Source organism: Enterovirga sp. CN4-39 (genome assembly GCF_049446235.1).
Classification (GTDB): Bacteria; Pseudomonadota; Alphaproteobacteria; order Rhizobiales; family Beijerinckiaceae; genus Enterovirga.
The window spans coordinates 272,735-285,615 of sequence record NZ_JBMSEF010000002.1 but is presented as its reverse complement, the minus strand read 5'-3'; the positions used below and the strand labels follow the sequence as shown (position 1 = coordinate 285,615).

At 69.9% G+C, this 12,881-nt stretch carries 11 protein-coding genes; 7 read left to right on the top strand and 4 right to left on the bottom strand.

All coding sequences use genetic code 11. The annotated features are described in order from the left end of the window. The first annotated feature begins 11 nt into the window (after positions 1-11). From ACO2SS_RS05095 to ACO2SS_RS05075, 5 genes are all read left to right on the top strand, one after another. On the top strand, positions 12-2,090 hold the full coding sequence (locus tag ACO2SS_RS05095) for a hypothetical protein (RefSeq protein WP_423276509.1): 2,079 nt from the start codon (positions 12-14) through the stop codon (positions 2,088-2,090). Between the two features lie 91 nt (positions 2,091-2,181). Further along, positions 2,182-3,198, top strand: a complete 1,017-nt coding sequence (locus ACO2SS_RS05090; protein WP_423276508.1) for a BMP family protein — start codon at positions 2,182-2,184, stop codon at positions 3,196-3,198. 155 nt (positions 3,199-3,353) lie between these two features. Further along, positions 3,354-4,895 carry an ABC transporter ATP-binding protein gene (locus tag ACO2SS_RS05085; protein WP_423276507.1) on the top strand — a complete coding sequence of 514 codons (1,542 nt, stop codon included), beginning with the start codon at positions 3,354-3,356 and terminating at the stop codon, positions 4,893-4,895. Beyond that, positions 4,892-5,950 carry an ABC transporter permease gene (locus ACO2SS_RS05080; protein ID WP_423276506.1) on the top strand — a complete coding sequence of 353 codons (1,059 nt, stop codon included), beginning with the start codon at positions 4,892-4,894 and terminating at the stop codon, positions 5,948-5,950. The genes ACO2SS_RS05085 and ACO2SS_RS05080 overlap by 4 nt, the downstream gene beginning before the upstream one ends. After that, entirely contained in the window at positions 5,947-6,891 is a 945-nt protein-coding gene (locus ACO2SS_RS05075) for an ABC transporter permease (RefSeq protein ID WP_423276505.1), read from the top strand. Before ACO2SS_RS05080 ends, ACO2SS_RS05075 begins: the two co-directional genes overlap by 4 nt. A gap of 10 nt (positions 6,892-6,901) precedes the next feature. On the opposite strand, the gene ACO2SS_RS05070 is transcribed toward ACO2SS_RS05075, so the two are convergent. Continuing rightward, on the bottom strand, positions 6,902-7,084 hold the full coding sequence (locus ACO2SS_RS05070; protein WP_423276504.1) for a DUF3606 domain-containing protein: 183 nt from the start codon (positions 7,082-7,084) through the stop codon (positions 6,902-6,904). A gap of 150 nt (positions 7,085-7,234) precedes the next feature. Between ACO2SS_RS05070 and ACO2SS_RS05065 the strand changes: the two genes are divergently transcribed. Further along, on the top strand, positions 7,235-8,515 hold the full coding sequence (locus tag ACO2SS_RS05065; protein WP_423276503.1) for an amidohydrolase family protein: 1,281 nt from the start codon (positions 7,235-7,237) through the stop codon (positions 8,513-8,515). Here the strand turns inward: ACO2SS_RS05065 and ACO2SS_RS05060 are convergent. Continuing rightward, a complete protein-coding gene (locus ACO2SS_RS05060) occupies positions 8,512-8,985 on the bottom strand; it encodes a Mut7-C RNAse domain-containing protein (protein ID WP_423276502.1) in 474 nt (157 codons plus the stop codon). The genes ACO2SS_RS05065 and ACO2SS_RS05060 overlap by 4 nt on opposite strands. Positions 8,986-9,102: 117 nt before the next feature. Between ACO2SS_RS05060 and ACO2SS_RS05055 the strand changes: the two genes are divergently transcribed. After that, positions 9,103-10,128 (top strand): hypothetical protein, encoded by a 1,026-nt coding sequence (locus tag ACO2SS_RS05055; protein WP_423276501.1) that lies wholly within the window; start codon positions 9,103-9,105, stop codon positions 10,126-10,128. Between the two features lie 9 nt (positions 10,129-10,137). Here ACO2SS_RS05055 and ACO2SS_RS05050 read toward each other — a convergent pair whose 3' ends face one another. Both ACO2SS_RS05050 and ACO2SS_RS05045 read right to left on the bottom strand, forming a co-directional pair. Then, on the bottom strand, positions 10,138-10,752 hold the full coding sequence (locus tag ACO2SS_RS05050) for a cysteine hydrolase family protein (RefSeq protein ID WP_423276500.1): 615 nt from the start codon (positions 10,750-10,752) through the stop codon (positions 10,138-10,140). A 30-nt stretch (positions 10,753-10,782) separates the two neighbouring features. Then, the gene (locus tag ACO2SS_RS05045) at positions 10,783-12,831 is read right to left on the bottom strand and encodes an NAD(+) synthase (RefSeq protein WP_423276499.1); all 2,049 of its coding nucleotides are present in this window, start codon (positions 12,829-12,831) and stop codon (positions 10,783-10,785) included. Positions 12,832-12,881: the final 50 nt, after the last annotated feature.

Genomic DNA, 12,881 nt, shown 5'->3' with positions numbered 1-12,881 from the left:
GCACGCCCGCCATGCTGACGCTCTCCTTCTCACCCCTCCTGCCGGTCTGGGCGCTCGTTGCGCTCGCCGTCGCGCTGCTGGCCGTCACGGTCCTGGCGTTCCTGACCCGCGGCAGCGTCGCGGCGCTCCGCGCGCTCGCGCTCGCCCTCGTGCTCGCCGCACTTGCCGGCCCCTCCGTCGTGCAGGAGGAGCGCGATCCCGTCCGCAGCGTCGTGGCGGTCGTCATCGACCGCTCGACGTCGCAGACGCTCGGCGATCGCCCCGAGATGACGACGCAGCTTCGCGAGGAGGCGGAGCGGCGCCTCGCCGGGCTGCCGAACATCGAGACGCGGTTCATCGATGCGGGCGATGGCGAGGGCGACGACGGCACCCGCCTCTTCGCCGCGCTTCAGCGCGGGCTCGCGGACGTGCCGCCCGACCGCCTGGCGGGCATCCTCATGGTGACGGATGGCGTGGTCCACGACATCCCTACCAGCGTGTCCGAGTTAGGCTTCGCGGCCCCGCTTCACGCCTTGATCACGGGCCGCCCGAACGAGCGTGACCGGCGCATCGCGCTGCTGGAGGCGCCGCGCTTCGGGATCGTCGGCAAGGACCAGACGATCCGGGCCGAGGTGTCCGAGCGGGGCGGCACGGGCACGGCGAACGTGACTGTTCGGCGGGATGGCCAGACCGTCCTCCGCCAGGCCGTCCGTACCGGCGCGCCCTTCTCGCTCACGGTGCGGGTCGACCATGGCGGCCCGAACGTCGTCGAGATCGAGGCGGACCAACTGCCGGGCGAGCTGACGCCCGTGAACAACCGCGCGGTCGTGACCATCGAGGGCATCCGCGAGAAGCTGCGCGTGCTCCTGGTCTCGGGCGAGCCGCATCCCGGCGAGCGGACCTGGCGCAACCTCCTGAAGTCCGACGCGAACGTCGACCTCGTCCACTTCACCATCCTGCGCCCGCCGGAGAAGCAGGACGGAACACCCATTAACGAGCTCTCCCTGATCGCCTTCCCGACGCGGGAGCTGTTCCAGCAGAAGATCAAGGATTTCGACCTCATCATCTTCGACCGCTACGCCAACCAGAGCGTCCTGCCCTCGACCTACTTCGACAACATCGCCCGCTACGTCCGCGAGGGCGGGGCGCTGCTCATCGCGGCGGGACCGGAATATGCCGGGGCCGGCACGCTGGCCCGGACGCGGCTCGCGGCGGTGCTGCCCGGCCAGCCCGACGGCCGCATCCTGGAATCGCCTTTCAAGCCTCGCATCACCGAGCCCGGGAAGCGGCACCCGGTGACCCGCGACCTGCCCGGCTCGGAGGGCGACCCGCCCGCGTGGGGCGAATGGCTCCGCACGATCGGGGCAGACGTCCGCACGGGAGCGAGCGTGATGTCCGGCGCGGGCGATGCGCCGCTGCTCGTCCTCAACCGCGAGGACAAGGGCCGCGTCGCGCTGCTTCTCTCCGACCACGCCTGGCTCTGGGCGCGGGGCTACAACGACGGTGGCCCTCACATCGACCTGCTCCGGCGCCTTGCGCATTGGCTCATGAAGGAGCCGGCGCTCGAGGAGGAGGCGCTGCGTGCCAACGTGGCCGGACGGATCATCCGGCTCGAGCGCCAGACCATGGGGCCGGATCCGGGCCCCATGCTCGTCACCTCGCCTTCGGGCCGCGAGCAGCGGCTCGGCACGGGCGAGGCCCGCCCCGGCCTTTTCACGGCCGAGATCCGCGCGGAGGAACTCGGCCTCTACACGTTCCGATCTGGCGATCTCGTCGCCTTCGCGAGCGTCGGGCCGGCGAATTCGCGCGAGCTGTCAGACGTGTTCAGCGCTCCCGAGCATCTCCGCCCGATCGCGGAAGCAACAGGGGGCTCGTCGAGGCGTGTCGCGGACGCGACCGGGCCCGCGACCCTGCCCCGGATCCAGGTCGTGCGCTCCAACACGCGGCTGTCCGGGACCGACTGGATCGGCATCCGGCCGAGCGAGGCCGCGACCGTCCGAGGGGTGCGGGTCTTCCCGCTCGGGCTCGGCTTCATCGGCCTCGCCGTCCTCGTCGGCGCGGTGCTCCTCGCCTGGGTGGTCGAGGGGCGGAGGCGGGCGATGCGGGCCTGAGCTCTTCGAAGGGCTGTTGCCGCCTCGGGCCGCATTGCCTGAGCATGGTTCCTGCATATTGTGGCGCGACCTCAACCCTGGGCCAGCCGCCATGTCAGACCTGAAGCTTCCGCACCGCCGCACAATCCTCCTCGGCGCCGCCGCCGTCGGGGCCGCAGCCTTCGGGGTCGAAACCTTCGGCGGGCGGGCCTTCGCCCAGGGCGCGGGCAAGCCGATCAAGGTCGCCGCGATCTATACGGTGCCGGTCGAGCAGCAATGGGTGTCGCGCATCCACAAGGCGCTGAACGCCGCCAAGGACCGAGGCGAGATCACCTACAAGTTCTCCGAGAACGTCGCCAACAACGACTACGAGCGCGTCATGCGCCAGTATTCGGAGGAGGGCTCGGACCTCGTCGTCGGGGAAATCTTCGGCGTCGAGCGCCAGGCGCGCCGGGTGGCCTCCGCCTACCCGAAGGTCGCCTACCTCATGGGCTCGTCCTTCGGACCCTCGAAGCCGAACCTCGCGGTCTTCGACAACTTCATCCAGGAGCCGTCGTACCTGACCGGCATGGTGGCCGGTAAGACCACGAAGTCGAACCTCATCGGCCTTGTCGGCGGCTATGCCATCCCGGAGGTCAACCGCCTCATGCACGCGTTCATGGACGGGGCGCGTTCGGTCAATCCGAACGTCAAGTTCCTCGTGACCTTCATCAACTCCTGGTACGACCCGCCGAAGGCGAAGGAAGCGGCCTTCGCCATGATCGATAAGGGCGCCGACATCCTCTACGCCGAGCGTTTCGGCGTCTCCGATGCGGCCAAGGAGAAGGGCGTGAAGGTGATCGGGAACGTCATCGACACCGCCTCACAATATCCCGACACGGTGCTGGCCAGCGCGATCTGGCACATGGAGCCGACCATCGACCGCGCCATCAAGGCCGTGAAGGAAGGCCGCTTCGAGGCCGCCGATTACGGGCAGTTCAGCCAGATGCAGTATGGCGGCGCGAGCCTCGTGGTGGACGAGAAGCTGGTGCCGGCAGACGTCGTGAAGCTCGTCCGCGAGAAGGAGAAGGAGATCACGGACGGGCTGTTCCGCGTGAACGTCAACGACGCCGAGCCGAAGGCGGGCTGAAGCCGTACTCCGACCCCGCTCATCCCGGCGCAAGCCGGGATCCAGCCAAAACCCACGATCGATCCTCCCCCGGCTTTCGCCGGGGTGAGCGGCGTGGTTTATCCGGCCCCGGGCCGCCGATAGCCCTTCGTTTCACTCCTGACGGGATCGACCGGGTGACCACGCCCGCCCTCCGCCTCCGCGGCATCACCAAGCGCTTCGGCCCCCTCGTCGCGAACGAGGCGGTCGATCTCGATCTCGCGCGCGGCGAGATCCTGGCGCTGCTGGGGGAGAACGGCGCCGGCAAGACGACGCTGATGAACATCCTGTTCGGCCACTACGTGGCCGACGAGGGGACGATCGAGGTTGCCGACGAGGCGGGCGGGCTCCGGCCGCTCCCGGCCGGCTCGCCCGGCGCGGCGCTCGCGGCCGGGATCGGCATGGTGCACCAGCATTTCGCGCTCGCCGAGAGCCTCTCCGTGATCGAGAACGTGGTGCTCGGCACGCGCTCCCTGCTCTCGCCCGACCTCGGGCTTCGGTCGGCGCGGCGCCGGCTCGACGGCATCATGCGCGAGAGCGGCCTCCGCGTGGACCCGAGGAGCCGCGTGGCCTCTCTCGGCGTGGGCGAGAAGCAGCGCGTCGAGATCCTGAAGGTCCTCTATCGCGGCGCCCGGATCCTTGTCCTGGACGAGCCTACAGCCGTGCTCGCCCCGCAGGAGGCCGAGCAGCTCTTCGGCGTGCTCCGCCGGCTCCGGGAGCAGGGGCTTTCGGTAATCTTCATCTCGCACAAGCTCGGCGAGGTCGCGGCACTGGCGGACCGCGTCGCGGTGCTCCGGGCCGGCCGCAAGGTCGCCGACCAGCCGGTCGCGGGTGCCGACAAGGCGGCGCTCGCGTCCCTCATGGTCGGCCGGGACGTGACCCCGAGCCGGCGTGTCCCGCAGCCGCCCGGCCCTCCCCTGCTCGGGCTCGACCACGTCACCGTTCCCGGCGAGCGCGGCCGGGCGGGGCTCGTGGACGCCACGCTCACGGTCCATTCGGGCGAGATCCTCGGCATTGCGGGCGTCTCCGGCAACGGCCAGGCGGAGCTCGCGGGCCTCCTGGCCGGGACCAAGAGGCCGACGACGGGAACCCTGCGCCTCGCCGGACAGGCGATACCGCCCGGTCCCGCGGCGGCGATCGCAGCGGGGATCGGCCGCATCCCGGAAGACCGGCACCGCGAAGGCGCGGTCGGCAGCTTCAGCGTGGCCGAGAACCTCGCCCTCGAAAAGCTCTCCGACCCGGAGGTGCAAAGCTGGGGCTTTCTCCGGTTCGGCCGAATACGGCAGGCGGCATCGCGCGCGATCGCCGCCTATGACATCCGCTGCCCGGGCCCGGAGGCTCCGGTGCGGCTCCTCTCCGGCGGCAACATGCAGAAAGTCATCCTCGCGCGGGTCTTCGAAAGCGATCCGCGCCTCGTCCTCGCCGACCAGCCGACGCGCGGCCTCGATGTCGGGGCGGCGGGCGAGGTCCATCGCCGCCTCCTGGAGGCGCGCGGCCGCGGCGCGGGCGGCGTCCTGATCTCCGAGGACCTCGACGAACTCCTCGCCATCTCCGACCGGATCGCCGTCATGGCGCAGGGACGGCTCTCGGCGCCGCAGCCGGTGGAGAGCGTGATCCTGGCGGAGCTCGGCCTGAAGATGGCCGGCCATCGCGGCGACCAGGATCGCGCCGCGGCATGATCCGTTTCGAGCCGCGGTCCGGCATCTCGCCGATCCGCTCCGCCGGTCTGCGCGCCCTTGCCGTAGTGGCGGCGCTCGCGCTCGCCGCAATCCCGCTCGGGGTGGCGGGTGCGCCGATCTTCCCGGCCTATGCGGCCATGCTCCAGGGCGCGGCCGGGACGGTCTTCGCCCTCACCGAGACGCTCACCCGCGCGACGCCGCTGATCTTCACCGGGCTCGCGGCCGCAATCGCGTTCCGGGCGCGCCTCTATAATATCGGGGCGGAAGGCCAGCTCTATTTCGGGGCGCTCGCGACGGTCGCGGTCGGCTCGGGCGCGATCGGGGGCCCGCCCGCGCTTCTTTTGCCCCTGGTGCTGCTCGCGGCCGCGGCAGCCGGCGCCGCGCTCATGCTGGGGCCGACCTTCCTGAAGGGCCGCTTCGGCGTGGACGAGGTCGTCACGACGCTGCTGCTCAACTTCGTCGTGCTGCTTTTCGTGCAGATGATGCTGGAAGGCCCGTTCAAGGACCCGATGGGTGGGGGCTGGCCGCAATCCGAGCCCGTGCTGCCCGAGGCGGCGCTGCCGCCGCTGATCGAGCGCATGCGGCTCCATGCCGGCCTGCCGATCGGGCTCGCCCTCTGCGTCCTCGCGCACATCCTCATGTCGCGGACCGTGCTCGGATTGCGGATCAGGGCCGTTGGCGAGAATGCCGCGGCGGCCGCCTATGCGGGCATCCGCGTGCTCCCGACCCTGCTGATCGTCGGAGCGATGTCCGGCGCCGTCGCCGGGCTCGCCGGTGCCTCCGAGGTGGCGGGCCTGAAAGGCAATCTCACGGCCGACCTGTCCCGCGGCTTCGGCTACGCCGGCATCGTGGTGGCGATGATCGCAGGCCTGCAGCCGCTCGCCGTCGTCCCCGCCGCGATCCTCATCGCGGGCGTATTCGTCGGCGCCGACACCATGAGCCGAACCTACGGCGTCTCGAGCTACATCGCCGACCTGATCGTCGCCTTGGCGCTGATCTGCGTGCTCGTGGCCGGCCTCTTCGTCCGCTTCAAAGTCAGGTGGGAGCGGGCGTGAGCGCGATCCTCGACATCCTCGCCTCCGCGAGCTTCTGGGCCGCGGCGATCCGAATCGCGACGCCGCTGATGTTCGGCGTGCTCGGCGCGCTGATCTGCGAGCGCGCCGGCGTGCTCAATCTCGGCATCGAGGGCATCTTCACGGCCGGCGCCATGGCGGGCTGGCTCGCCGTGCATCTGGGGACCGATCTCTGGACGGGCGTGCTGATCGCGGCGCTCACCGGCGCGCTGTTCGGCCTCGTGCTTGCGCTGCTGACAGTGCCGCTCGGGCTGTCGCAGCACGTGACGGGCATCGGCGTCACCCTCCTGGCGACGAGCCTCGCCTATTTCACCTACCGGGTGGTCCTGCCGACGGCCTCGACGCCGCCGCGCATCCAGCCCTTCGGGCCCGTGCGTGTTCCCGTCCTGTCCGACCTGCCCTTCATCGGGCAGGCCCTCTTCAGCCAGACGGCGCTCACCTTCCTGGCGCTCGCCCTCTTCGCTCTCGTCGCCTTCGTGCTCTACCGGACGCCGCTCGGCCTCGCGATCCGGGCCGCGGGCGAGAACCCGGCCGCCGTCGAGGCGCAGGGCCTCGACGTGCACCTCGTGCGGATCGGCGCCGTCGTGGCCGGCTCGGCCATCATGGCGCTGGGCGGCGCCTTCCTGACCATGTCGGCCTTCAACGCCTTCTTCTTCGAGATGGCCGGCGGCCGCGGCTGGATCTGCATCGCCCTTACGGTCTTCGCCTCCTGGCGCCCCGGCAAGGCGCTGCTCGGCGCGATCCTGTTCGGCGCCTTCGACGCCTTCCAGCTCCGGCTGCAGCACGAGGTGGCCGGCGCCGTGCCGAGCCAGGTCTTCCTGATGCTGCCGTACCTGCTCTCCATCGCCGCCCTGTGCCTGGTGGCTCGCCGCGCCGATTACCCGAAAGCCCTCATGATCCCTTACGTAAAGGGGCAGAGATAGCCTGGGCGTTTCAACGCTTCTTCCCGAGATGCGCAGCGATATCCTTGATCAGATTGCCGGCCTTGCGGTGCGCCGCGGTCAGTTGGTCGGTCGTCACGCCCCATCGCTTCGCCCAGTATTCCACTGCCTTGCGCTCCGACGGATCGAGCCGATCCTTGTCGATGAAGCCTCGCTTGTCCTTTAGGCCAGCCATATCCATCCCTTCCACAACGGCCGGTTTGGTCCCGAGATCATCTCAAATCAACTGCGGCTGCTCGCTCCCGACGTTCTGGGAGCCTGTCCGGATTTGCAGGCGGAGGTTGATCCCGGGCAATCCTGGTCCAACCTCGAACTCGGATCGCCCATGACCCTCGACCTCCTCATCCGCAACGCGACCCTGCCCGATGGCCGCAAGGGCCAGGACATCGCCGTCCAGGGCGGCCGCATCGCCGAGGTGCGGCCGGGCGTCGAGGGGGAGGCCGCGCGGGTCATCGATGCGGGTGGCCATCTCGTCGCGCCGCCCTTCGTGGACATCCACTTCCACATGGATGCGACGCTTTCGCTCGGCCTGCCGCGTCTGAACGAATCCGGCACGCTGCTCGAAGGCATCGCGCTCTGGGGTGAGCTGAAGCCGCTTCTCACGCACGAGGCCGTCGTCGAGCGCGCGCTGCGCTATTGCGACATGGCCGTCACGCAGGGGCTGCTGGCGATCCGCAGCCACGTGGATGTCTGCGACGACCGGCTGCTCGCGGTCGATGCGCTGCTGGAGGTGAAACGCCGGGTTGCGCCCTATCTCGACCTGCAACTCGTCGCCTTCCCGCAGGACGGCTATTATCGCTCGCCAGGCGCGATCGAGAACCTGAAGCGGGCGCTGGACAAGGGCGTCGACGTGGTCGGCGGCATCCCGCATTTCGAGCGCAGCATGGCGGACGGCACCGCCTCCGTTCGAGCCCTCTGCGAGATCGCGGCCGAGCGGGGCCTGCGCGTCGACATGCATTGTGACGAGACCGACGACCCGCTCTCCCGCCATATCGAGACGCTCGCCTACGAGACGCAGCGTCTCGGTCTCGGCGGCCGTGTGGCCGGGTCTCACCTCACGTCCATGCACTCCATGGACAACTACTACGTCTCCAAGCTCCTGCCCCTGATGGCGGAAGCCGGCGTCGCGGCGATCGCCAACCCGCTCATCAACATCGTCATCCAGGGCCGGCACGACACCTATCCGAAGCGCCGCGGCATGACCCGCATTCCCGAGATGCGCGGCCAGGGAATTCTCTGCGCCTTCGGGCATGATTGCGTGATGGATCCCTGGTATTCGCTGGGCTCCGGCGACATGCTCGACGTGGCGCACATGGCCGTCCACGTCGGCCAGATGACGAGCCGAGATGCGATGGGCTTCTGCTTCGACGCCGTCACGAAGAACCCGGCCGCCATCATGGGCCTCGAAGGGTACGGGCTCGAGCCCGGCTGCAACGCCGATTTCGTGCTGCTCCAGGCCCGCGATCCCATCGACGCGATCCGCCTGAAGGCGACGCGGCTCGCGGTGGTGCGGCGCGGGCGCGTGATCGCCGAGACGCCGGCCCGCCTACCTCGACTCTCGATCGAGGGCCGCCCGGCCAGCGTCGATCCGACGGTCGCGACCTAGCGGCTGTCCCGGCCGGCCAGAATCTCGAGCCGGCGCTGCATGCGCCGGACGTGGCTGCCGGGCCAATAGAGCCGCGAGCAGGCCGGGCACGCATTCACGGGGCGGGGCAGGTCGGGCGGCAGCGCAGTGATCTCTTCCGCGCTCGCCGGCCGGAGCATCACATTGTCCATCAGGCAGCGCGTGAACGGGGCCGCGAGCCAGTTCACGCCGAAACTCTCCCCCAGAAGCCGAGCCTGATCGTCCGGCCGGTCGGGCGTTACCAGAAATGCGCCCGCGCCCATCGAAGCGGCGAGCTGCCGGTCTCGGGTCAGCAGAAGGCGCCCTTCCGCCTCCGCTTGCAGGATCAGCTGCCGATCCGGGTGCTCGGAACCAGCGAAGGCCGCGTCGTGGCCGGCCGCCCGCAGCAGCCGCGGGAGCCGTGCCAGCATGACGTCGCACAGCCAGCGATCCGGAACACCTCTCGATGTCATCACGCTGAAAGCCCTGCGGGGCTGCGCCGTTCCGTCACGCGGGCTCCGGCGTCACGGTAAGGCTTTCGTAAACGAGCGTGGTTAGCCTTTCCTCAAATTGCAGTTGTGGAAGGTGCCATGATCCCAGCGACCTGGTTCCGGAAGGGCGCGACCCCTGAAGCGAGTTCGTCCGCGGCTCCCGCTTCGGACCCGCAGCCGGCCACCCCTCCTCCCGCGATCGAGAGCGCAGCGCCGCCGGTGGTCGAGGAGCCCGTGAAGGTCGAATCCGTCGCGCCTCCGGAGAAGGACATCAAGGCGGAGCCGAGACCGGCTCCGACTGCCACATCCAAGGCGTCCCGCTTGGTCGAGGCCGGCAGCAAGGGCTCCGCCAGCCTAAAGGCCCGCCTCGCTGCCGCCGCGGCCGGGACCCAGCCCTGGGCCAAGCCTGCCGCCGCGGCTGCTGCGATCCTGGTCGCGGGCACGCTCGGCTATGCGGGCGGCCAGGCATCCGCCGGGCGCGATTCAGCCGACGATGTGGTTGTCGCGCGCTGGGCCGAGGCTGCCTCGGGCATCCGGGAGAACCGCGAAGACGTGGCCCGCCTCGCCTCCGACATGAAGGCGGTCCGCACCGCTCTCGACGGCCTCAGGAGCGAGCGCCGCGGCGGGGATCCGGCGGCCCGGCAGGCGCAGCTGATCGAGCGCTCCTCGGCCGATACCTCGGCCAAGATCGCCAAGCTCGCAGAACAGCTCGAGCGGATAGAGAAGACGCAACGCGATCCTGCCCGGCTCGGGGCACTTGTCGAGCGGCTCGACCGCATCGAGAAGCAGGTGCAGACGGCTTCAGCTGCGCCGGCTGCCGCTCCGAAGCCCGTCGCCGCCGCACAGGCCGACGTAACCCAGACCGGCAGCCTCCCCACCCCTGTCGTCGACGCGCGCCCGCCGGCCCGCCCGGTCGAGCCGGTCGATCCCCGCAAGCAGCAGGCGGAGGGCTATGTCCTGCGCGACATCGAGGACGGCTTCGCGCTCGTGGAGGGGAGGAATGGCCGCTTCTTCGAGGTCGCGCCAGGCATGAACCTGCCCGGGCTCGGCCGCGTGGAGGCGATCGAGCGGCGTGGCCGGCAATGGGTCGTGGTCACCCCGAAGGGCTACGTGGCCGAGCGCTGAACCGGCAGCTTATGGCCAGTTCGCAACGATGGTCGCGGCCGTCGCGACCTCGACCTGCTGGCCGTAGCGGCGCTGGTACAGCGTGATCGAGGCGTCGTGCGCCGTGTCGGAGGACGAGCACAGGCAGTCCTTCCCGACCACGACGCGATAGCCGCGATCGACCGCGCCGAGCACGGCCGCGAGCACGCAGACGTCCGTCTCGCCGCCCGTCACGATCAACGTGTCCGTCCGCCGCCTCTGCAGCTCCTGCGTCAGCGCGGGCTGGAACCAGGGCGAATAGACCTTCTTGTCGAGCACGGTGGCGGGCGGCACGAAGCGCGCCAGCTCCGGGACGAGCTCGACCATGTCCGGCTCGAGCCGTTCGAGGGTCAGGTCGGCCCATTTCTCGTAATAGGTCTTCCAGGTGCCAACGCCCTCTCCCGGCCGTTCGGCCGGGATGAAGCGCGTGAAGATCGTGCGCTCCGGATGGGCTCCGACGACCCGAACGACCTCCGGCAGCACGCGCCCCATCCAGGGCGTATGCCACGGCGTGTCGCGAGCGAAGATGTTCTGCATGTCGACGCAGAGATGGACCGCGTTCTTCGGCAGCGGGCCCCGCGTGAGTTCCTCGTCGTCCTTGGGCAAGGTCTCCCCCATTCCGGCGCGTGAAAACGCTCAGGCGTGGGGAACGTTGCGCTCCAGTTCGGCGAGCCATGCTGCGGCGTTCCCGTCCGATGGCGCGCGCCAGTCGCCCCGCGGAGAGAGTGAGCCGCCATGCGAGACCTTCGGGCCGTTCGGCAGGGCCGAGCGCTTGAACTGCGCGAAGGCGAAGAAGCGCCGAAGGAACACGTCGAGCCACTTCCGGATGGTCGCGAGCTCGTAGGCGCGCCGCCGCTCCTCCGGGAAGCCCGGCGGCCAGTCGCCCTTTGCCGCATCGCCCCAGGCATGGAGGGCCAGAAAGGCGATCTTGGAAGGCCGGAAGCCGTAGCGCAGCGTGTAAAAGAGGTTGAAGTCCTGCAGCTCGTAGGGCCCGACCTTGGCCTCCGTCGATTGCGGCGTCTCGCCCGCCTCGACGGGCACGAGTTCCGGCGAGATCTCGGTGTCCAGGATCGACAGCAGCGTCCGGTTGATGCCCGTCCCGTGCTCGAACTGCTCGGAGGAGACGACCCAGCGGATCAGGTGCTGGATGAGCGTCTTCGGCACCCCGGCATTGACGTTGTAGTGGGACATCTGGTCCCCGACGCCATAGGTGCACCAGCCGAGGGCGAGCTCCGACAGGTCTCCCGTACCGACCACGATCGCGCCCTGCTGGTTGGCGAGGCGGAACAGGAAGTCGGTCCGCAGCCCCGCCTGCACGTTCTCGAACGTCACGTCGTAGACGGGCTCGCCGCGCCCGAACGGGTGGCCGAGATCGGACAGCATCTGGCGCGCGGCCGGCTTGATGTCGAGCTCGTGCCAGGTGACGCCGAGCGCCTCCATCAGGGCGATCGCGTTCGTCTTGGTCTCGTCGGAGGTCGCAAAGCCCGGCATCGTGTAGGCGAGGATGTCGGTGCGCGGCCAGCCGAGCCGGTCGAAGGCCTTTGCGGCCACGATCAGGGCATGGGTCGAATCGAGGCCGCCCGAGACGCCGATCACGACCCGCTTCGTGCCGATCGCAGAAAGGCGCTGCGCGAGGCCCGCGACCTGGATGTTGTAGCCCTCGTAGCAATCCTGGGCGAGGCGGACGGGATCGTCCGGCACGAAGGGGAAGCGGTCGACCCGGCGCTCGAGCCCGACATCGTCCAGCGGCGGGTCGAGCCGGAAGGGGATCGTCCGGTAGGAGAGCCGGCCACCCTGCGCCCGCCGGTTGTCGTCGAAGGTCCCCATGGCGTTCCGCTCCTGGCGGAGCAGGTCGAGATCGACATCGGCGATCGTGATCTGGTCGGTTGCCGCGAAGCGCTCGCCCTCGGCCAGCAGCACCGCATTCTCGTAGATCGAGGTCTGGCCGTCCCAGGAGAGGTCGGTCGTCGACTCTCCGGCGCCACCGGCCGCGTAGACATAGGCGCAGAGGCAGCGCGCCGAGGTCGACTGGCAGTAGAGCGCGCGGCTCGAAGCGCGGCCGATCGTGATCGGGCTGCCTGAGAGGTTCGCCAGCACCGTCGCACCGGCGAGCGCCGCCTCCGCCCCCGGCTGCAGCGGAATCCACATGTCCTCGCAGATCTCGACGCCGAGGGTCAGGCCGGGGACATCCTCCGCCGGGAAGACCAGGTCCGTCCCGAAGGGCGCCTCGAGCCCGCCGATGCGGATGGTCTCGCCCCGGATGCCCTCCCCCGACGCGAAATGGCGCGCCTCGTAGAACTCGCGATAGGTCGGCAGGTAGACCTTCGGGACAACGCCCAGCAGCCGCCCCCGATGGATGATCAGCGCGGTGTTGTAAATGCGAAGGCCGAAGCGCAGCGGCGCGCCGACCACGAGCACCGGCAGGAGATCGGCCGAGCCTTCGACCAGCTCCGTCACCGCTTCCTCGACGGCATCGAGGAGCACGTCCTGCATCAGCAGGTCCTCGATCGAGTACCCGGACAGGAACAGCTCCGGATAGACCGCCACCGCAACCGCCCGCTCGTGGCAGCGCCGGGCCAGCTCCAGCACGGCTTCCGCGTTCCGCGCCGGATCCGCAAGATGGCAGCGCGGCACCACGGCCGCGACCCGCGCGAACCCTCGAGCATAGATGGAGCGGAAGGTCATCCTGATCCTGCGTTCTCTCTCCGCCCACCTTGGCGGCGGACGAGTTCCCG

Bases quoted from the DNA above. Each gene is read 5' to 3' on its own strand.
- ACO2SS_RS05095 (WP_423276509.1), top strand. From the start codon at position 12: ATGCTGACGCTCTCCTTCTCACCCCTCCTGCCGGTCTGGGCGCTCGTT.
- ACO2SS_RS05090 (WP_423276508.1), top strand. From the start codon at position 2,182: ATGTCAGACCTGAAGCTTCCGCACCGCCGCACAATCCTCCTCGGCGCC.
- ACO2SS_RS05080 (WP_423276506.1), top strand. From the start codon at position 4,892: ATGATCCGTTTCGAGCCGCGGTCCGGCATCTCGCCGATCCGCTCCGCC.
- ACO2SS_RS05070 (WP_423276504.1), bottom strand. From the start codon at position 7,084: ATGGCTGGCCTAAAGGACAAGCGAGGCTTCATCGACAAGGATCGGCTC.
- ACO2SS_RS05065 (WP_423276503.1), top strand. From the start codon at position 7,235: ATGACCCTCGACCTCCTCATCCGCAACGCGACCCTGCCCGATGGCCGC.
- ACO2SS_RS05060 (WP_423276502.1), bottom strand. From the start codon at position 8,985: ATGACATCGAGAGGTGTTCCGGATCGCTGGCTGTGCGACGTCATGCTG.
- ACO2SS_RS05055 (WP_423276501.1), top strand. From the start codon at position 9,103: ATGATCCCAGCGACCTGGTTCCGGAAGGGCGCGACCCCTGAAGCGAGT.
- ACO2SS_RS05045 (WP_423276499.1), bottom strand. From the start codon at position 12,831: ATGACCTTCCGCTCCATCTATGCTCGAGGGTTCGCGCGGGTCGCGGCC.